This is a genomic window from Bacillus sp. A260, assembly GCF_009861435.1.
In the GTDB taxonomy this organism is placed as follows: domain Bacteria; phylum Bacillota; class Bacilli; order Bacillales; family Bacillaceae_G; genus Bacillus_A; species Bacillus_A cereus.
This window is the reverse complement of sequence record NZ_CP046398.1, coordinates 4,801,132-4,818,656: the sequence shown is the minus strand read 5'-3', so window position 1 is coordinate 4,818,656 and position 17,525 is coordinate 4,801,132. Positions and strand designations below refer to the sequence as shown.

The following is a 17,525-nucleotide window of genomic DNA, read 5'->3' as shown; positions in this document are numbered from 1 at the left end:
ATTGATTGCGACTTATGTCGAAAAATTGAATGAGCATTCATTCAAGAATAGGGGGAGAATTGGATGTTCCAAATTAAAAAGGCTGCTGTTCTAGGTTCAGGCGTAATGGGTTCGGGAATTGCGGCACACTTAGCTAATATTGGTATTCCGACATTATTGCTTGATATTGTACCACCTGCGCTTACGAAAGAAGAAGAAGCGAAGGGACTTACATTAGAACATAAAAGTGTGAGAAATCGTTTTAGTAATACGGCTGTGCAAAAACTATTAAAGCAAAAACCAGCTCCTCTGACAGTGAAAGGAAATTTAGCACTGATTGAAGCAGGTAACTTAGAAGATGACCTTGAGCGTCTAGCTGATGTAGATTGGATTATTGAAGTAGTAGTTGAAAACTTAGATATTAAAAAGAAACTATTTGAAAAAGTAGATGCGGTTCGTAAACCGGGTTCTATCGTAAGCTCGAATACGTCAGGTATTTCAGTTGAAAAAATGGCAGAAGGTCGTTCAGACGACTTCCAGAAACACTTCTTAGGCACACACTTTTTTAACCCACCACGATATTTAAAACTTCTAGAGGTAATACCGACGAAAGAAACAGATCCACAAGTATTAAGCTTCATGAAACTATTTGGCGAAGACGTTCTTGGAAAAGGCGTTGTTATCGCAAAAGATACACCAAACTTTATTGGAAACCGCATCGGTACGTACGGTTTACTTGTTACTCTTCAAGAGATGGTAAAACGCGGCTATAGCATTGGGGAAGTTGATTCTGTAACAGGCCCACTTATTGGTCGTCCGAAGAGCGCAACGTTCCGCACATTAGATGTTGTCGGTTTAGATACATTCGTACACGTTGCAAATAACGTATATGAAAATGTGCAAGAAGAAGAGCGTGATGTATTTAAAGTACCAGCTTTCATGCATGACATGCTGGAGAAAAAATGGCTTGGAAGTAAAACGGGTCAAGGCTTCTTCTTAAAACAAGGAAAAGAAATTTTAGAATTAAATCCTGAAACGATGGAATACGAAGCGCGTAAAAAATTAAAAGCTGCATCCGTAGAGTTAAGTAAACAAGAAAAAGGATTAGCGAATAAATTGAAAGCGCTTGTATACGCAAAAGACCGTGCAGGAGAGTTATTATGGAACATCATTACACCAACTCTTTTATACTCTGCAAAACTTCATAAAGAAATTGCTGACGATATCGTTGCAATTGATCAAGCGATGAAGTGGGGCTTCGGATGGGAGCAAGGGCCATTTGAAGTGTGGGATGCAATCGGCGTTGAAAAATCTGTTCAAAAGATGGAAGAAAACGGCGTAGTTGTTCCTACTTGGGTGAAAGAAATGTTAGAGAAAGGTTTCACTACTTTCTATAAACATGATAACGGCGATAGCTACTATTACGATAATGGCGAATATAAGCTAATCGAGCGTAATAAAAAAGCAATTTCTCTTAAGCAATTAAAAGCGAAAAATGGTGTATTAAAGAAAAATAGCGGAGCGAGCTTAATTGATTTAGGCGACGGCATCCTTTGCTTAGAGTTCCATTCGAAGAGCAATGCAATCGGTATGGATATTACGCAAATGATTAACTACGCTGTTGATGAAGTAGAAAAGAATTATAAAGGTCTTGTTATCGGTAACCAATCGAAGAACTTCTGCGTTGGTGCGAACCTAGCAATGATCTTAATGGAAGCACAAGACGACAACTACTTTGAAATTGAGTTAGTTGTGAAAAACTTCCAAGATGCAATGACGAAAATTAAGTACTCTTCTAAGCCAGTTGTAGCAGCACCATATGGTATGACGCTTGGCGGAGGTACAGAAGTTTGCTTACCAGCAGCGAGCATTCAAGCTTCTAGTGAAACGTATATGGGCTTAGTAGAAGTTGGTGTTGGCTTAATCCCTGGCGGAGGCGGTAATAAAGAGCTATACATTAAACACTTAAACAAAATGGCAAACGGTGTAGAGTTTGATCTGCAAAAAGTTGCAAATAAAGTGTTCGAAACAGTCGCAATGGCGAAAGTTTCAACTTCAGGACAAGAAGCAGTTTCTCATAACTTCTTAGGTGATAAAGATGGTATTAGTGTGAATGGTGATCACTTACTATACGATGCGAAACAGAAAGCACTTGCTTTATATGAAGCTGGTTATAAAGCGCCGATCCGCAAAAAGATACCAGTTGTTGGGGAAACAGGATATGCAACTCTTGCACTTGGTGCAGAAGCAATGCATTTATCTGGTTACATTTCAGAGTATGACCTTCACATTGCGAAGAAACTTGCATATGTCATTGCGGGCGGAAAAGTACCGTACGGAACAGAAGTTGATGAGCAATATTTATTAGATGTAGAACGTGAAGCATTTATTAGCTTAGTAAGTGAGATGAAATCACAAGCAAGAATGCAGCACATGCTTGTAAAAGGAAAGCCATTACGTAACTAATAACGAGGGGAGATATCGTTCATGAGAGAAGCTGTCATTGTTGCGGGAGCAAGAACACCAATTGGAAAAGCAAAGAGGGGTTCATTAAAAACAGTTCGTCCTGACGATCTAGGGGCGTTAGTAGTAAAGGAAACGTTAAAGCGTGCGAATTATGAAGGACCAATCGATGATTTAATTTTCGGTTGTGCGATGCCAGAAGCAGAGCAAGGTTTAAATATGGCTCGAAATATCGGCGGATTAGCAGGACTTTCTTACGATGTTCCAGCTATTACGATTAACCGTTACTGTTCTTCAGGTTTACAAAGTATCGCTTACGGAGCAGAGCGTATTATGCTTGGTCACTCTGAAGCTGTATTATCAGGCGGAGCAGAATCAATGAGTTTAGTTCCAATGATGGGACACGTTGTTCGTCCGAATAGTCGCCTTGTAGAAGCGGCTCCAGAATATTATATGGGTATGGGACATACAGCAGAGCAAGTTGCTGTGAAATATGGAATTTCTCGTGAAGAGCAAGATGCATTTGCAGTAAGAAGTCATCAACGTGCTGCAAAAGCATTAGCTGCAGGAAACTTTGCTGATGAAACAGTATCTGTAGATGTAACGTTACGTACTGTTGGATCAAACAATAAACTGCAAGAAGAAACAATCACTTTCGCACAAGACGAAGGTGTAAGAGCAGAGACGACGCTAGACATTTTAGGGAAATTACGTCCAGCATTTAACGTTCGCGGTTCTGTAACAGCTGGTAACTCTTCACAAATGAGTGACGGTGCAGCATCTGTACTATTAATGGATCGCGAAAAAGCAGTGAGCGATGGCATGAAGCCACTTGCGAAATTCCGTTCATTTGCAGTAGCTGGCGTGCCACCAGAAGTAATGGGAATCGGCCCAATCGCTGCAATTCCAAAAGCGCTAAAACTAGCTGGCTTAGAGCTATCTGATATTGGCTTATTTGAACTAAATGAAGCATTCGCTTCTCAATCAATTCAAGTTATTCGTGAACTTGGTTTAGATGAAGAAAAAGTAAACGTAAACGGTGGTGCAATCGCACTTGGACATCCACTTGGCTGTACAGGAGCAAAACTAACACTATCTCTTATTCACGAAATGAAACGCCGCAACGAACAATTCGGTATCGTAACAATGTGTATCGGCGGCGGAATGGGAGCAGCGGGAGTATTTGAATTACTATAAAAAGTGGAAGCGGCTCGCTCAGAACGAGACGACGCTAAAGCAAAGAATGGAAGCAACAAAGGTTTATAAAAAAAGGGAGAGCCAGCTTCTTTCAAAAAGAGAGAAGCGGCTCATGAAAATATGAAGGAGGAAATTTTCATGGAAAAAACAGTAGGAAATGCGGTTAAAGGCGGTAGCTTTTTAGTTGATGAGATTACGATTGATCAAGTGTTTACGCCAGAAGATTTTTCATCTGAGCATAAAATGATTGCAAAAACGACAGAGGACTTTATCGTAAATGAAGTTCTTCCAGAGCTTGAATATTTAGAGCAACATGAATTTGATCGTTCAGTTCGTCTTTTAAAAGAAGCTGGGGAACTTGGTTTATTAGGCGCTGACGTACCAGAAGAGTACGGCGGAATTGGTCTTGATAAAGTAAGCTCAGCGTTAATCGCAGAGAAATTCTCTCGCGCTGGTGGCTTTGCAATTACTCACGGTGCTCACGTAGGTATCGGATCTTTACCAATCGTATTATTCGGTAACGAAGAGCAAAAGAAAAAGTATTTACCATTACTTGCAACTGGTGAAAAATTAGCTGCATACGCATTAACAGAGCCAGGTTCAGGATCTGACGCATTAGGTGCAAAAACAACTGCACGTTTAAATGCAGAAGGTACACATTACGTATTAAATGGTGAAAAACAGTGGATTACAAATTCTGCATTCGCTGACGTATTCGTTGTATATGCAAAAATCGATGGAGAGCACTTCTCAGCATTTATCGTAGAGAAAGACTACGCTGGCGTATCTACAAGCCCAGAAGAAAAGAAAATGGGTATTAAATGTTCTTCAACTCGTACGTTAATTTTAGAAGATGCGTTAGTACCGAAAGAAAACTTACTTGGTGAAATCGGTAAAGGTCATATTATCGCATTCAACATTTTAAATATCGGTCGTTATAAATTAGGTGTTGGTACAGTTGGATCTGCGAAACGTGCAGTAGAAATTTCAGCACAATATGCAAACCAACGTCAACAGTTCAAACAACCAATCGCTCGCTTCCCATTAATTCAAGAGAAACTTGCGAATATGGCAGCAAAAACATATGCAGCTGAAAGCTCTGTATATCGTACAGTAGGTTTATTCGAAAGCCGCATGAGCACATTATCTGAAGAAGAAGTAAAAGACGGTAAAGCAGTAGCAGCTTCTATCGCTGAATATGCAATCGAGTGCTCTTTAAACAAAGTATTCGGTTCTGAAGTATTAGACTATACAGTAGATGAAGGTGTTCAAATTCACGGTGGTTACGGATTTATGGCAGAGTACGAGATTGAAAGAATGTACCGTGATTCTCGTATTAACCGTATTTTCGAAGGAACGAACGAAATTAACCGCCTAATCGTACCAGGTACGTTCTTACGTAAAGCGATGAAAGGTGAATTACCACTTCTTCAAAAAGCACAAAAATTACAAGAAGAGTTAATGATGATGATGCCAGAAGAAGTAGGCGATGAGCCATTAGCACTTCAAAAGTATTTAGTAACTAATGCGAAGAAAATCGGCTTAATGGTAGCTGGATTAGCGGCTCAAAAATACGGTAAAGCATTAGATAAAGAGCAAGAAATTCTTGTGAATATCGCTGACATCGTAAGCAATCTATACGCAATGGAATCAGCTGTTCTTCGTACAGAAAAAGCGATCAAAACAACTGGTCTTGAAAAGAATAAACAAAAAGTGTTATACACTGAAGTATTCTGCCAAGAAGCATTTAACGAAATCGAAGCAGATGCGAAAGAAACACTTATCGCAGTTGAAAACGGCGACATGCTGCGCATGATGTTATCATCATTACGTAAATTAACTCGCCACACACCACTTAACGTAATTCCGAAGAAACGTGAAATCGCTGCGAAAATTTTAGAAGATGAGCGTTACACAGTTTAATATCTTTAAAGAACAGTAGTCGTTTATACGGCTACTGTTCTTTTTTTGAAAAAAAATTTTTTAGTGACATAAAACTAATACCATTAGTATAATAAAACTAATGGTATTAGTTTTCGTGAAAAGGGAGATGGGACTATGAGGATGATACATGAAAAAACGGTATATCAATTGTCATTTTTGCCAAGAGTGTTTCCTGTGAATTGTTACTTTGTGGAGGAAGAAGCTGGTTTAACTTTAATTGATGCGGCTTTGCCATATAGCGCAAAAGGTATTTTACAGGCGGCTGAGAAAATAGGAAAACCAATTACTAAGATTGTATTAACACATGCGCATGATGATCACATCGGTGCATTAGACGCATTAAAAGAAGTACTTCCTCATGTTCCAGTCTATATTTCTAAGCGGGACGGAAAGCTGTTAGAAGGAGATACGACGTTACAAAAGGATGAACCGAATACGCCAATAAAAGGCGGTGTACCTAAAAAGATAAAAACGGTACCTGATATTTTATTAGAAGATGGCGACCGAGTTGGATCGCTTCTTGCGATTATGACACCGGGACATACGCCAGGCTCCATGTCGTTTCTTGATGTAAGAAATAAAGCTCTGATTGTCGGAGATGCATTCCAAACAAGAGGAGGTATGGCTGTTTCAGGACAAATGAAATTTTGGTTTCCGTTTCCGGCGATGGCAACGTGGAGCAAAGAAATATCATTACAAAGTGCAGAGAAGTTAAGAGAATATGAGCCTTCCTTGCTTGCGGCAGGACATGGAAAAATGATAAACGATCCAGTGGCTTTCATAGAGCTTGCTATTAAAGAAGCGAAGCGGAATATAGAAAGTAGAAAAGAGGGTTAATTGATGTCACCGAGAATCGGACTTACATTACAAAAAATTGTAGAAACAGCAGCAGAAATTGCAGATGCAAATGGAGTACAAGAAGTAACGTTAGCTTCATTAGCGCAAACGTTAGGGGTACGTTCGCCCTCACTATATAATCATGTAAAAGGGTTACAAGATGTACGGAAAAATCTTGGCATTTACGGAATCAAAAAGCTGCATAACAGACTGGAAGAAGCTGCCGAGGATAAACGGATGGATGAAGCAATTCATGCTTTAGGAGAAGCGTATGTAGCATTTGTCCGAAAACATTCTGGACTATATGAAGCAACTTTTTTACGAGATGAAGAAGTAAGAAAAGCAGGTGACGGAATTGTAAAGCTTTGTCTTCAGGTTTTACAACAGTATGGCTTAGAAGGAGAGAATGCACTTCATGCGACACGCGGATTCAGAAGTATTTGTCATGGATTTGCTTCGATTGAACAACAGGGCGGATTTGGTTTGCCGTTAGATTTAGATATAAGTCTACATGTATTGTTGGAAACGTTTATTAAAGGGTTACGTGAATAAGAAGCGAGGCAAACAAAAACCTTAGAAGTGATTCTAAGGTTTTTTAGTGCATATAATTCGAAAAGAGCGGTAGGCTTTTTCTCATTACATGATATTATTTTACAGGTTTGAAAAATGTGTATATGACTACGGAAAGGCAAACGAAAATAAAAGCAATAGGATCTTGATATGGACTAGGCTCAGAGCCCTTCTGGATTTCTGTAAGGAAGTCATGTGTTTTCATGTTCATTGCTCCTTTAACTAATAAGTTTTATATGATGCGAGGGTTATAGTGGATAGGAAGTATTTTTTAAAATTTCATATAATAATTATTGCATAGCAATTCTATTCCTAAAACTATAAAATATAAAGTTTTCATAATATGTAAAATTGCATATTATTCTTTTTGAAAAAATTGTTATATTATCTATATATTTGTATTAAAGGATTTTTGTTAAGGTAATGAAAACAAATGGAGGAATAGTATGAGAAAAACAGTATTAGACGCGTATAATGCAGAAAGAGAAGTAGATAACATAACATATAAAAATCTAGTTGTAACGATTGCAAGCATTCTAGGGTTCTCACTCTTAGGGGGATTATTCCTTGCTTTAGCCCTCGGAATTTTTGGAGAAGAGGTATTACGTGCTAATTTAGAGGGATATTATTTACTTCTATTTGATGCAGCTGTTGTTACTATTGTTTTATTTGCTTATAAACCAGTGCTTCATTTTATTAAGAACATATGGGATGTATCTGTTTTAAAAAATGGGAAAACCTACTTGTATTTATTAATAGGTTTTATCATCATTGCATTAACTCAGTATGTAATGTTAGAGTTGTTTAGCTTTGAAAGTGCAGGGCAGCAGCGAGATCAATTAGGGAGCTTAGGACTTCAAAATAGTCTACAAAGTATTATATATGTGTTAAGTGTTGCTATAATTACACCAATTAAAGAAGAAATTTTATATAGAGGTATTTTGTATCGATTTTTTGAAAAGAAATATAGTTTTCTAGTTGGTATCATTATTTCTTCCTTCATCTTTGGGATTCTTCATGGTGGTTTTCCGGTTACGGCAATGATTATGGGGATTGTATTTGCTATGTTATACAAAAAGACGCAATCTATTATACCTAGTATTATTTTACACATTATATGGAACTTACTTGTGAGTATAAGTATGATTGTATCTCTATAAAAATAAATACATAACCAGTATAAAAGATGAATGGCTTAGCTATTCATCTTTTATTTTTTTATATGTGGGAAAAGTTGATGAATACAATCCAAAAAGAACCAAATACTAATGATGAATGAACAAAGAAAGGCGGGTATGTTATATGCAAAACTTAACAGAGCTTGAAGTAGAAAACTTACGTCATTTAATTGGTGGACACGCAACAATTATTAACAAGTTGGAGCAGTATGCACAGACGTGTACAGATCCACAACTGAAACAAATGCTACAAAAAGATGCGCAAGATGCACGAAATACGAAACAGCAATTAATGACTTTCCTAGGATAGGAGGAAGCGGAAAATGAATGAAAAAGATATGGTAAATGATTATTTAGCAGGATTAAATGCAAGTTTAACAAGCTATGCAAATTATATTGCTCAGTCTGATAATGAACAGTTACATCAAACGTTAATTCAAATTCGTAATCAAGACGAGGCGCGCCAACGTAATATGTATGAGTACGCAAAGCAAAAGAGTTATTACAAACCGGCAGCACCTGCTAATCCGATGATTGTACAGCAATTAAAAAGCCAATTAAGTGCGGAATAACAGGAAAAAGAAAACGAGCGAATTTATTCGCTCGTTTTCTTTTTGTATATGTCAATAAATACATAATAAATATTTTTCCAGTTGTAACAAATATGACGAAAATGGAATATGACAATTCACAAAAAGGACAAAAACTTTGTTCAACATTTCACAAAGTATCCATGGTTTCTATCGTGGGAACCTCTATAATTAAGAATGTAAAGAACAAAAGAAATAGATTATATGATCAATTAGGAGAGATTGCTATGAAAAGACATACAAGAAAAATTGCAATTATCGGTACTGGATTAGTTGGATCCAGTTGTGCGTATTCCATTGTAAATCAAGGGATTTGCGAAGAACTATTATTAATTGATATAAATCATGAACGTGCAGTTGGGGAAGCAATGGATTTATCACATTGCATTAACTTTACAAATACAAGAACAAAAGTATATGCAGGAAGCTATGAAGACTGCAAAGATATGGACATTGTCATTATTACAGCAGGGCCAGCACCAAAACCTGGACAAAGTCGCTTAGATACTTTAGGAGCGAGTGCGAAGATTATGGAAAGTGTTGTTGGTGGTGTAATGGCAAGTGGATTTGATGGTATTTTCTTACTTGCATCGAACCCAGTTGATATTATTACATATGAAGTGTGGAAATTATCTGGATTACCTAGAAATCGCGTAATCGGTACTGGTACATCACTAGATTCTTCTCGCTTAAGAACAATTTTATCTGAAATGCTACATGTAGATCCTCGTAGTATTCATGGGTATTCATTAGGAGAACATGGTGATTCTCAAATGGTTGCTTGGTCTCATGTAACTGTTGGTGGAAAGCCAATTCTGCAAATTTTAGAAGAACAAAAAGAACGATTTGGTGAAATAGATTTAGATGAAATTGTTGAGAAGACTGCAAAAGCTGGCTGGGAAATTTATAAACGTAAAGGAACTACTTATTACGGGATTGGAAATTCTCTAGCATATATTGCGAGTTCAATCTTTAATGATGATCACCGTGTCATTGCTGTATCAGCCATTTTAGATGGTGAGTACGGTGAATATGATATTTGTACAGGAGTACCAGCTATTATTACTAGAGACGGTATAAGAGAAGTTGTAGAACTCAATTTAACAGAGGATGAAGAATCTCGATTCGCAAAATCAAACGATATTTTACGTGATTATATGAAAACAATTGGTTACTAACTTATAGGAGAAGGTGAAACAAATGAAGGAATATATAATGTCTCGTGTATTTAAAGCATCTGCTGGAATCGCACAAGGTATTTTCGTATCCCTCGGAATTGGTTTACTGATCGAAAATATAGGAAGAATTGTTGATATACCATTACTTATTACAATCGGAGTTGTTGCAAAATCACTAATGGCACCGGCAATTGGTGCTGGAATTGCTTTTATGCTCGGTGCAAACGGTCTTGTAATCTTCTCGGCGATGGTAGCCGGAGCGATTGGTGCCGGATCCATTTCGATTACTGAAGCTGGTCTAATTATTAAAACAGGTGAGCCAATCGGTGCATTATTAACAGCAACTTTAGCTGTATATATTGGTAAACGTTTAAGTGGAAAAACTGCGTTAGATATGATGCTCGTTCCATTTGCGGCCATATTAGGTTCTGGTTTAGTAGGCATTTGGTTATCTCATAATATTACTCCTGTTTTAAATGCAGTTGGAGCGTTTATTAAAGATAGCTCAGCTGGTAGCCCATTCATCGCTTCTATCGTTATTGCAGTAGTTTGGGGACTATTACTTATCTCTCCAGCTTCATCAGCTGCGTTAGCAATTGCACTTAGCTTAGACGGTGTTGCAGGTGGTGCTGCTCTTGCTGGATGCGTTGCTCAGTTTATCGGATTCTCTGTCATCTCAGCAAAAGAAAACAATTTAGGTGGCATATTAGCTCAAGCACTTTGTACTCCGAAAGTACAGTTACCAAATATCACTAAAAATCCAATGATTCTCGTCCCAACTGTCGTCGCCAGTGCTATAGTCGGTCCAGTATCAGCATTAATTTTCCAACTGGAAGCAGGAAAGGAAATTGCAGGTCTTGGATTAAGTTCTCTTATCGCACCAATTAATTTAATTTCCAGCCAAGGATGGGAAGTTCTCCCGGCGATGGTAATTACTTATATCGTCATTCCAGTAGCTGTTTCTTATATACTTTACATTGCTCTTAAAAAAGCAGGTCGTATTCATTCTGGTGATATGACTGTACCGCAATCTTAAATTGAAAATCTCCTTAATAATAGATAAAAGCAGACTGAGCCACAGTCTGCTTTTTTATGTTACATTTTATGATTTTGTTTTACTGGAACTTTTATTGGTTCTTTTGCTAATAAGAGCTGAACTCCGAAGTATAGTATGCTTGCAAGTGTCATTCCAGAAACGGCATCTAAAAAGGCATGCTGCTTCGTAAATAGCGTTGATAAAATAATAAGTGTACCGAAGAAAGTAAGGATGTAATATTCAAAAGCATGTTGTTCTCTACGCTTAAAGGCAGCTAACATAATTACAAATGTAGTAAGAACGTGAATGCTAGGGAAACAGTTTACTGGCTGGTCGATACTATAAATATAGCGAACTAGTTCAGAAAATACATCTGTTCCAACGACAGTCGGACGTGGTACAGTTGTTTGCCAAAAATAATAAATAGAAAAACAAGCAAGCTTTCCAAAAATAACACTACTTAAAGTAACATAATATTGCTTTCGGTCAGCAAAACAGTAATAAATAAGTGCGCCGTATAAGTATGGAAACCAAAGTAAATAAGGAATAATAAATGCTTTTACAAATGGAATCCAATCATCTACTACAGTTGTAACGTCTACTGCGTGAACAGTCGATTTATTTAATACGTCGTAAAGGGGACTTACGAGCACGAGTAGAAGTATATAACTTAACGGAAGAAAAGATGAAAGTTTAAATTTCTTCATGTTGATCTCCTATGTTTAGTAATGTAAGTAAATTCAATTGATTATAATATAGAAACGTGAATTGGGCTATCGATTTTACTTACATTTTCTTGAATTAACCTTACGTTTTTGTCACTTGACTAAAAAGAAGGGGAGGGTGCTAAATGAAGCGTTTATCGTATTTCTTATTTTTTATATTGATATGCCTAGTCGGTGCTGGGTGTGCAAAGGATAAAGAAGGAGAGAAATTAGAATATAACGGAAGAGCACTCGTAATTGGAGTTGTTGGAGAAAAACCGAAAGATACGTTTAGGAATATAAAGTTTGAGGAAATGAAGTTAGAGGAACTGGAAGAGAAATCCAAGGAAGTAGATGGTTTTCTAATAATGAAAGATCACTTTCAAGAAGCCTCAACAGAGCAATATAAAAATGTATTTTCATCACTAAAGAAACCAGTGTTTTTTATCGGTTTACAAGATAAATCATATTCGATTTTTATTACAAAAGGGATAGAGTATAACAGTGCCCGAAAAGATGTAAATGCTATGTATACGCAAGGGTTTGCGAATATCGGAAGTGGTGAAGGACAACAATGGGCAATTGGTTTATCGAATGGTGGAAATACAGAAGAAAGTATTCATAATATGTATATCGTCGTATTTCAAACAATTGCAGATTATTTAAATAGATAATGAAGGAGCCTACAAAAGAGGCTTCTTATTTTTTTAATCAAACGTTTGTTTAAGCTGTATGTTCGGTAGGAAGAAACCGATGTAACTCAAGGGTTAACAAAGAAAAATAGAGAATTCATCAAACGTTTGTTTAAGCTGTATGTTCGGTAGGAAGAAACCGATGTAACTCAAGGGTTAACAAAGAAAAATAGAGAATTCATCAAACGTTTGTTTAAGCTGTATGTTCGGTAGAAAGAAACTCCTGTAGTTCAAAGGTTAAGAAAGAAAATGGAGAATTAATCAAACGCTTGTTTAAGATATATGTTTGGTGCAGAATCTAAAAAATTTATATATTTATTTTTTTCTTAACAAATGGCGGAAAAATAAGAAAAATTCGCAGGATTATTAAAAATTATCACGAAATAAGTAAAAGTTTAGCGAATAATGGTTTGAAATAATAAAACGTTTTCTATATGATAAAGGTAAAGGTTAGTAAAAAAGTAGGTGAATTTATGACAGTAACATTTTATTCATATCCAAAGTGTGGCACATGTCAAAAGGCAAAGAAATGGTTTGAGGCAAACGATGTAGCATATGAGATGATTCATATTGTTGAAAATCCACCATCAAAAGAAGATTTACGTAATTTACATGAAAAAAGTGAATTACCATTAAAAAAATTCTTTAATACAAGTGGAATGCGTTACCGTGAACTTGGTCTAAAAGATAAGTTGAAAGATGCAAGCGAAGACGAAATGTATGAGCTTTTAGCATCTGATGGCATGTTGATTAAACGTCCAATTGTAACAGATGGAACGAATGTAACACTTGGTTTTAACGAAGAGCAGTTTGAAAGTGTGTGGAAAAAGTACCAATAAGGTATTTTTACATAATTAATACATTCACTGGAGGTACAGTCATGAGCATTCCAAATAATTTACGTTACTCTGAAGAACACGAATGGGTAAAAACTGAAGGTAATGAAGTTGTTATCGGTATCACTCACTTTGCACAAGGTGAGCTAGGCGATATCGTATTCGTTGAACTTCCTGAAGTAGGTGCAACAATCGAAGCTAACGAGCCATTCGGAAGCGTAGAATCTGTTAAAACAGTTTCTGAGTTATACGCACCTGTAAGCGGTAAAGTTGTAGCAGTAAACGAAGAATTAAGTGACCAACCAGAACTTGTTAACGAATCTCCATACGAGGGTGCATGGATGGTTAAAGTTGAACTTTCTGATGCAAGCCAAGTTGAGAAGTTATTAACTGCAGAAAAATATGCAGAAATGACAAACCAAGACTAATTATAGTCGACTAAAGGACAGCCTTTGTGCTGTCCTTTTTTATTTTTTGTGAAATAATGAAATTCAAGTTATATGTAAATAAATAAGCTATTATGAGAAAAACTGTTTTTTGGTAAGGTTTCATAAGTCTTCACAATCTAAACGAGCCGCTTGCGCTTTTCATTGTCCAGCTCCACCTCCTAGCCCTTCATGTCTAAGAACCTTCCGCACGAGAAGACAAAAAGCGTCTTCTGTGCGAAAGAACCTTAGCCAACAGGGCTAAACAGTCGGTTCCGCTTTTCTTTATGATCCAGCTCGAGCGGCTAGATTGTTCGGTGGCTTCGCTTCTTCCTACAAGGCCAAAAGCGCCTTTACGTCAGAAGCTCCATCCCCCCTCACAATCTAAACGAGCCGCTTGCGCTTTTCTTTTGCAAAAATAAACAGGAAACAACATGAAAATAACGAATATACTATATACTAAGTTCAAGGTTGTATAGTATATGGTGATCGGGTGATGACATATGATTTATGTAGAAAAAGTCATTATTGTAGAAGGTACATCAGATAGAAGAAAGATTGAATCTATTATTCGTGAACCGGTGGAAATTGTTTGTACAAATGGTACAATTGGTTTGTCGAAAATGGATGAGCTCGTTGATCAGTTTTTTGATAAGGAAGTGTATGTGCTAGTGGATGCTGATGATGCTGGAGAAAAGTTAAGGAAACAATTTCGAAAAGAATTCCCGCAAGCCGAGCATATCTATATTGATCGCTCGTACCGAGAAGTGGCAACTGCGCCATCTACACACTTAGCAAATGTATTATGGGGAGCCGACATTGACGTTTATACAGAATATTTACGGTAAGGAATGATAGAAGTGATTGATTGGACAGGAGCCGAAGCTACAGCCCTAATAGAGAACGAAGAAAAAACAGTATTATATGTATATACTCCAATGTGTGGAACATGCCAATTAGCAAAAAAGATGTTAACAGTGGTTGAGATGACAATTGAAGATTTGAAAATTGGGATGTTAGATTTAAATTATGCTCCGCATTTAGCAAAAGAGTATGGGATTGAAAGTGTACCTTGTTTACTTGTTTTTGAAAATGGGACACTGATGAAGAAGATATACGCATTTCATTCGGTTGAATATTTATATACGGAATTAAAGTAGGCGGCAAAAATTTTGCCGCCTCGACATATTTCTTGGGAAATATGTCGAGATGCAGGATGGATACAGTATTTGTCGAGCGAAAATAACAGGATTGCTCTTTAGTTAGAGGGAATGGTATGTAATAGAAAGTGATATGAAGGATGTGATTTAGGGTGAGATTATATTCTTTGCTTCAATCATTTGTAAATTACGCTAATGGTCAATATCATTTAGAACCGCTTTTAAGACAAGAAGAAAAAACTGTTAATTTTCGCTTTGGAGATGAAAGTTGTTCGTTACAAATTTCAAGAGATTATATAGAGTTGGTACATGAGGAAAGAGGAACGGAACAAATCATTTGCTTAGATGAAAAGGATATAGAACAATTGGTGAATGGAAATGTACGATTGCAAATGCTAATGAATGATGGACGTGTACAATATTCGGGAACGTACCGAACGATGTTATTAGTGGAATCGATGTTTCATATATGTAAACCGATGTCAGTAGGTGCTTAAAATTCTGAAGTTTCATTTTTTGCGAAAATTTCTGTTGACATGGTGAGTGTATATTGATACAATTCAAGTCATAAAATATAGACAATTTCATAAATTTCAAATCAGACGAAAATTGAATCTGATTTCTCTTATCAAGAGAGGTGGAGGGACTGTGCCCTGTGAAGCCCGGCAACCGTCAACTTATGTTGAAATGGTGCCAATTCCTGCAAAGCAAATGCTTTGAGAGATGAGAGAGAGGGATAATGTTGTTATATACGCATAAAAACCTTTCTGCTTCTCTAAAGCAGAAAGGTTTTTTTATTGTTTGAATGTGGAGGACATTCAAATAATAAAAGTAATGATAACAGTGGACTACACGCATTAAAAATAAAAAATTGCGGAGTCGACCTAAAATCTTTATGAAATCTAGCTCCAGCGGCTAGAACAGTCGGTCGTTTCATCCCTTCCTATGAGGCAAAAAGCGCCTCTACGTCAGGGATTCAAACGCCCTCTTGTTCTAAACGAGCCGCTTGCGCTTTTTATTTAAAAAAGGGGTGATACACCATGATTCTATTAGAGAATGTAAAGAAAATATATAAAGCAAAAAGCGGTGATGTCACTGCTGTAGATAATGCCAATTTAAAAATAGATAAAGGTGAAATATTTGGTGTTATCGGATATAGTGGCGCTGGAAAAAGTTCTTTAATTAGATTGTTCAATCAGTTGGAGAAACCAACTTCTGGCCAAATTACAATTGCAAATCGTGTCATTTCAGCAATTACAGGAAGCGAACTTCGTAAGGCAAGGCAAGAAATTGGAATGATTTTTCAGCACTTCAACTTACTTTGGTCACGAACAGTACGTGAAAATATAGAGTTTCCACTTGAAATTGCAGGTGTTGATAAAGCGAAGAGAAGAAAACGTGTTGATGAATTAATTCATCTTGTTGGATTAGAAGGAAGAGGAGACGCGTACCCATCTCAGCTGAGCGGGGGACAAAAGCAACGCGTCGGGATTGCAAGAGCATTAGCTAATAATCCACAAGTGCTTTTATGTGACGAAGCAACGTCAGCTCTTGATCCGGAAACGACAGATCAAATTTTGGATTTACTATTAGACATTAATAAGCGCCTTGGTTTAACAATTGTACTCATTACACATGAGATGCACGTAATTCGAAAGATTTGTAATCGTGTTGCGGTAATGGAGAAAGGAAAGATTGTAGAAACAGGTCCAGTACTTGATGTATTCCGTAATCCGAAGCAAGATATTACGAAACGATTTGTAAAGCAGTTAACGGATTCTGAAGATACAAATGAAACGATTGAAAGTTTAATTGAAAAATATCCAGATGGAAAAGTAATTCGTTTGCAGTTTATCGGTGAGGCTGTAGAAAGACCAGTGCTTCAACGATTGATGCAACGCAGTGACATAGAAGTTAGCATTTTGCAAGGAAATATCGCACAAACGAATAACGGTTCTTACGGTAGTTTAGTCGTTCATTTAAATGGTGAGGAAACAGCGATCCAGCAAGCAATAGAAGGAATTCATCAAGATCAAGTAGAGCTGGAGGTGATTGCACATGGATAAGTTACTTGCAAATGTTGATTGGAATCAAATGTTAGAAGCAACTGGTGAAACGTTATATATGACGGCAATCGCAGCTCTTGCGACATTTGTTTTAGGACTCATTTTAGGATTGTTACTCTTCATGACAGCAAAAGATAATTTATGGGAAAACAAATCAATTAATACGGTGATTGGAGCATTCGTAAATATATTCCGTTCTATACCATTCATCATTTTAATTATTTTATTAATCCCATTCACAAAGATTCTTCTTGGAACAATTCTTGGAGCAAGTGCAGCTTTGCCGGCTTTAATTATTGGAGCAGCACCATTCTACGCGAGAATGGTTGAAATCGCACTTCGCGAAATTGATAAAGGTGTAATTGAAGCTTCAAAAGCAATGGGAGCAAAAACAAGCACAATTATTTTGAAAGTGTTAATTCCAGAATCGTTACCAGCATTAGTATCTGGTATTACGGTTACGACAATTGCTTTAGTAGGCTATACAGCAATGGCAGGAGTTGTTGGTGCTGGTGGCCTTGGAACACTTGCTTACTTAGAAGGATTCCAAAGAGGGAATAACGATGTAACAATCGTTGCGACAATTTGTGTATTACTAGTTGTATTTTTAATTCAGTGGATTGGTGATAGTTTAACGACTCGAATAGATAAACGATAATGAAAAACGGGA

The 17,525-nt window shown here is 37.0% G+C and carries 19 protein-coding genes and 1 riboswitch; of the genes, 18 read left to right on the top strand and 1 reads right to left on the bottom strand.

Translation table 11 applies throughout. From position 1 onward, the window contains the following. The first annotated feature begins 63 nt into the window (after window positions 1–63). The 10 genes from GD442_RS24570 (at window position 64) to GD442_RS24525 (ending at window position 10,972) form a co-directional block, all read left to right on the top strand. Entirely contained in the window at window positions 64–2,445 is a 2,382-nt protein-coding gene (locus GD442_RS24570) for a 3-hydroxyacyl-CoA dehydrogenase/enoyl-CoA hydratase family protein (protein ID WP_000486377.1), read from the top strand. Between the two features lie 21 nt (window positions 2,446–2,466). Continuing rightward, the gene (locus GD442_RS24565) at window positions 2,467–3,639 is read left to right on the top strand and encodes an acetyl-CoA C-acetyltransferase (protein WP_001206345.1); all 1,173 of its coding nucleotides are present in this window, start codon (window positions 2,467–2,469) and stop codon (window positions 3,637–3,639) included. Window positions 3,640–3,777: 138 nt separating this feature from the next. Further along, a complete protein-coding gene (locus tag GD442_RS24560; protein WP_000416291.1) occupies window positions 3,778–5,562 on the top strand; it encodes an acyl-CoA dehydrogenase family protein in 1,785 nt (594 codons plus the stop codon). A 135-nt stretch (window positions 5,563–5,697) separates the two neighbouring features. Next, window positions 5,698–6,420 carry an MBL fold metallo-hydrolase gene (locus GD442_RS24555; protein WP_001242337.1) on the top strand — a complete coding sequence of 241 codons (723 nt, stop codon included), beginning with the start codon at window positions 5,698–5,700 and terminating at the stop codon, window positions 6,418–6,420. A 3-nt stretch (window positions 6,421–6,423) separates the two neighbouring features. After that, on the top strand, window positions 6,424–6,972 hold the full coding sequence (locus GD442_RS24550) for a TetR/AcrR family transcriptional regulator (RefSeq protein ID WP_000074927.1): 549 nt from the start codon (window positions 6,424–6,426) through the stop codon (window positions 6,970–6,972). Between the two features lie 464 nt (window positions 6,973–7,436). Continuing rightward, window positions 7,437–8,150 (top strand): CPBP family intramembrane glutamic endopeptidase, encoded by a 714-nt coding sequence (locus tag GD442_RS24545; protein ID WP_001232992.1) that lies wholly within the window; start codon window positions 7,437–7,439, stop codon window positions 8,148–8,150. Window positions 8,151–8,292: 142 nt separating this feature from the next. Continuing rightward, window positions 8,293–8,478 carry a hypothetical protein gene (locus GD442_RS24540; RefSeq protein WP_001180555.1) on the top strand — a complete coding sequence of 62 codons (186 nt, stop codon included), beginning with the start codon at window positions 8,293–8,295 and terminating at the stop codon, window positions 8,476–8,478. 13 nt (window positions 8,479–8,491) lie between these two features. After that, window positions 8,492–8,740: a spore coat protein gene (locus GD442_RS24535; RefSeq protein ID WP_001002981.1), complete on the top strand. Its 249-nt coding sequence runs from the start codon at window positions 8,492–8,494 to the stop codon at window positions 8,738–8,740. 245 nt (window positions 8,741–8,985) lie between these two features. Then, complete coding sequence (locus tag GD442_RS24530) at window positions 8,986–9,936, top strand: L-lactate dehydrogenase (protein WP_000820648.1); 951 nt, start codon at window positions 8,986–8,988, stop codon at window positions 9,934–9,936. 22 nt (window positions 9,937–9,958) lie between these two features. Beyond that, a complete protein-coding gene (locus tag GD442_RS24525; protein WP_000666172.1) occupies window positions 9,959–10,972 on the top strand; it encodes a PTS sugar transporter subunit IIC in 1,014 nt (337 codons plus the stop codon). 59 nt (window positions 10,973–11,031) lie between these two features. Here the strand turns inward: GD442_RS24525 and GD442_RS24520 are convergent, their stop codons facing one another. After that, window positions 11,032–11,679, bottom strand: coding sequence for a phosphatase PAP2 family protein (locus GD442_RS24520; RefSeq protein WP_000713769.1), 648 nt, complete (start codon window positions 11,677–11,679; stop codon window positions 11,032–11,034). Window positions 11,680–11,822: 143 nt separating this feature from the next. Here GD442_RS24520 and GD442_RS24515 point away from each other — a divergent pair, with 143 nt between their 5' ends. From GD442_RS24515 to GD442_RS24480, 8 genes are all read left to right on the top strand, one after another. Continuing rightward, window positions 11,823–12,350 carry a hypothetical protein gene (locus GD442_RS24515; protein WP_000826871.1) on the top strand — a complete coding sequence of 176 codons (528 nt, stop codon included), beginning with the start codon at window positions 11,823–11,825 and terminating at the stop codon, window positions 12,348–12,350. Between the two features lie 491 nt (window positions 12,351–12,841). Beyond that, window positions 12,842–13,207: an arsenate reductase family protein gene (locus tag GD442_RS24510; RefSeq protein ID WP_000218968.1), complete on the top strand. Its 366-nt coding sequence runs from the start codon at window positions 12,842–12,844 to the stop codon at window positions 13,205–13,207. 41 nt (window positions 13,208–13,248) lie between these two features. Further along, a complete protein-coding gene (gcvH, locus tag GD442_RS24505) occupies window positions 13,249–13,632 on the top strand; it encodes a glycine cleavage system protein GcvH (protein ID WP_000026897.1) in 384 nt (127 codons plus the stop codon). A gap of 500 nt (window positions 13,633–14,132) precedes the next feature. Further along, window positions 14,133–14,477 carry a toprim domain-containing protein gene (locus GD442_RS24500; RefSeq protein WP_000640870.1) on the top strand — a complete coding sequence of 115 codons (345 nt, stop codon included), beginning with the start codon at window positions 14,133–14,135 and terminating at the stop codon, window positions 14,475–14,477. Window positions 14,478–14,480: 3 nt separating this feature from the next. Continuing rightward, window positions 14,481–14,789, top strand: a complete 309-nt coding sequence (locus GD442_RS24495) for a thioredoxin family protein (protein WP_002008881.1) — start codon at window positions 14,481–14,483, stop codon at window positions 14,787–14,789. A 152-nt stretch (window positions 14,790–14,941) separates the two neighbouring features. Next, window positions 14,942–15,286: a hypothetical protein gene (locus GD442_RS24490; protein WP_001242139.1), complete on the top strand. Its 345-nt coding sequence runs from the start codon at window positions 14,942–14,944 to the stop codon at window positions 15,284–15,286. A gap of 125 nt (window positions 15,287–15,411) precedes the next feature. Next, window positions 15,412–15,519, top strand: a riboswitch (SAM riboswitch). Window positions 15,520–15,829: 310 nt separating this feature from the next. Further along, window positions 15,830–16,855 (top strand): methionine ABC transporter ATP-binding protein, encoded by a 1,026-nt coding sequence (locus tag GD442_RS24485; RefSeq protein ID WP_000601753.1) that lies wholly within the window; start codon window positions 15,830–15,832, stop codon window positions 16,853–16,855. Then, window positions 16,848–17,513 carry a methionine ABC transporter permease gene (locus tag GD442_RS24480; RefSeq protein ID WP_000359401.1) on the top strand — a complete coding sequence of 222 codons (666 nt, stop codon included), beginning with the start codon at window positions 16,848–16,850 and terminating at the stop codon, window positions 17,511–17,513. The genes GD442_RS24485 and GD442_RS24480 overlap by 8 nt, the downstream gene beginning before the upstream one ends. Window positions 17,514–17,525: the final 12 nt, after the last annotated feature.

What these genes read in the sequence shown, in the direction of transcription:
- GD442_RS24570 (WP_000486377.1), top strand. Translation starts at nt 64, where the DNA reads ATGTTCCAAATTAAAAAGGCTGCTGTTCTAGGTTCAGGCGTAATGGGT.
- GD442_RS24565 (WP_001206345.1), top strand. Translation starts at nt 2,467, where the DNA reads ATGAGAGAAGCTGTCATTGTTGCGGGAGCAAGAACACCAATTGGAAAA.
- GD442_RS24560 (WP_000416291.1), top strand. Translation starts at nt 3,778, where the DNA reads ATGGAAAAAACAGTAGGAAATGCGGTTAAAGGCGGTAGCTTTTTAGTT.
- GD442_RS24555 (WP_001242337.1), top strand. Translation starts at nt 5,698, where the DNA reads ATGAGGATGATACATGAAAAAACGGTATATCAATTGTCATTTTTGCCA.
- GD442_RS24550 (WP_000074927.1), top strand. Translation starts at nt 6,424, where the DNA reads ATGTCACCGAGAATCGGACTTACATTACAAAAAATTGTAGAAACAGCA.
- GD442_RS24545 (WP_001232992.1), top strand. Translation starts at nt 7,437, where the DNA reads ATGAGAAAAACAGTATTAGACGCGTATAATGCAGAAAGAGAAGTAGAT.
- GD442_RS24540 (WP_001180555.1), top strand. Translation starts at nt 8,293, where the DNA reads ATGCAAAACTTAACAGAGCTTGAAGTAGAAAACTTACGTCATTTAATT.
- GD442_RS24535 (WP_001002981.1), top strand. Translation starts at nt 8,492, where the DNA reads ATGAATGAAAAAGATATGGTAAATGATTATTTAGCAGGATTAAATGCA.
- GD442_RS24530 (WP_000820648.1), top strand. Translation starts at nt 8,986, where the DNA reads ATGAAAAGACATACAAGAAAAATTGCAATTATCGGTACTGGATTAGTT.
- GD442_RS24525 (WP_000666172.1), top strand. Translation starts at nt 9,959, where the DNA reads ATGAAGGAATATATAATGTCTCGTGTATTTAAAGCATCTGCTGGAATC.
- GD442_RS24520 (WP_000713769.1), bottom strand. Translation starts at nt 11,679, where the DNA reads ATGAAGAAATTTAAACTTTCATCTTTTCTTCCGTTAAGTTATATACTT.
- GD442_RS24515 (WP_000826871.1), top strand. Translation starts at nt 11,823, where the DNA reads ATGAAGCGTTTATCGTATTTCTTATTTTTTATATTGATATGCCTAGTC.
- GD442_RS24510 (WP_000218968.1), top strand. Translation starts at nt 12,842, where the DNA reads ATGACAGTAACATTTTATTCATATCCAAAGTGTGGCACATGTCAAAAG.
- gcvH (WP_000026897.1), top strand. Translation starts at nt 13,249, where the DNA reads ATGAGCATTCCAAATAATTTACGTTACTCTGAAGAACACGAATGGGTA.
- GD442_RS24500 (WP_000640870.1), top strand. Translation starts at nt 14,133, where the DNA reads ATGATTTATGTAGAAAAAGTCATTATTGTAGAAGGTACATCAGATAGA.
- GD442_RS24495 (WP_002008881.1), top strand. Translation starts at nt 14,481, where the DNA reads ATGATAGAAGTGATTGATTGGACAGGAGCCGAAGCTACAGCCCTAATA.
- GD442_RS24485 (WP_000601753.1), top strand. Translation starts at nt 15,830, where the DNA reads ATGATTCTATTAGAGAATGTAAAGAAAATATATAAAGCAAAAAGCGGT.
- GD442_RS24480 (WP_000359401.1), top strand. Translation starts at nt 16,848, where the DNA reads ATGGATAAGTTACTTGCAAATGTTGATTGGAATCAAATGTTAGAAGCA.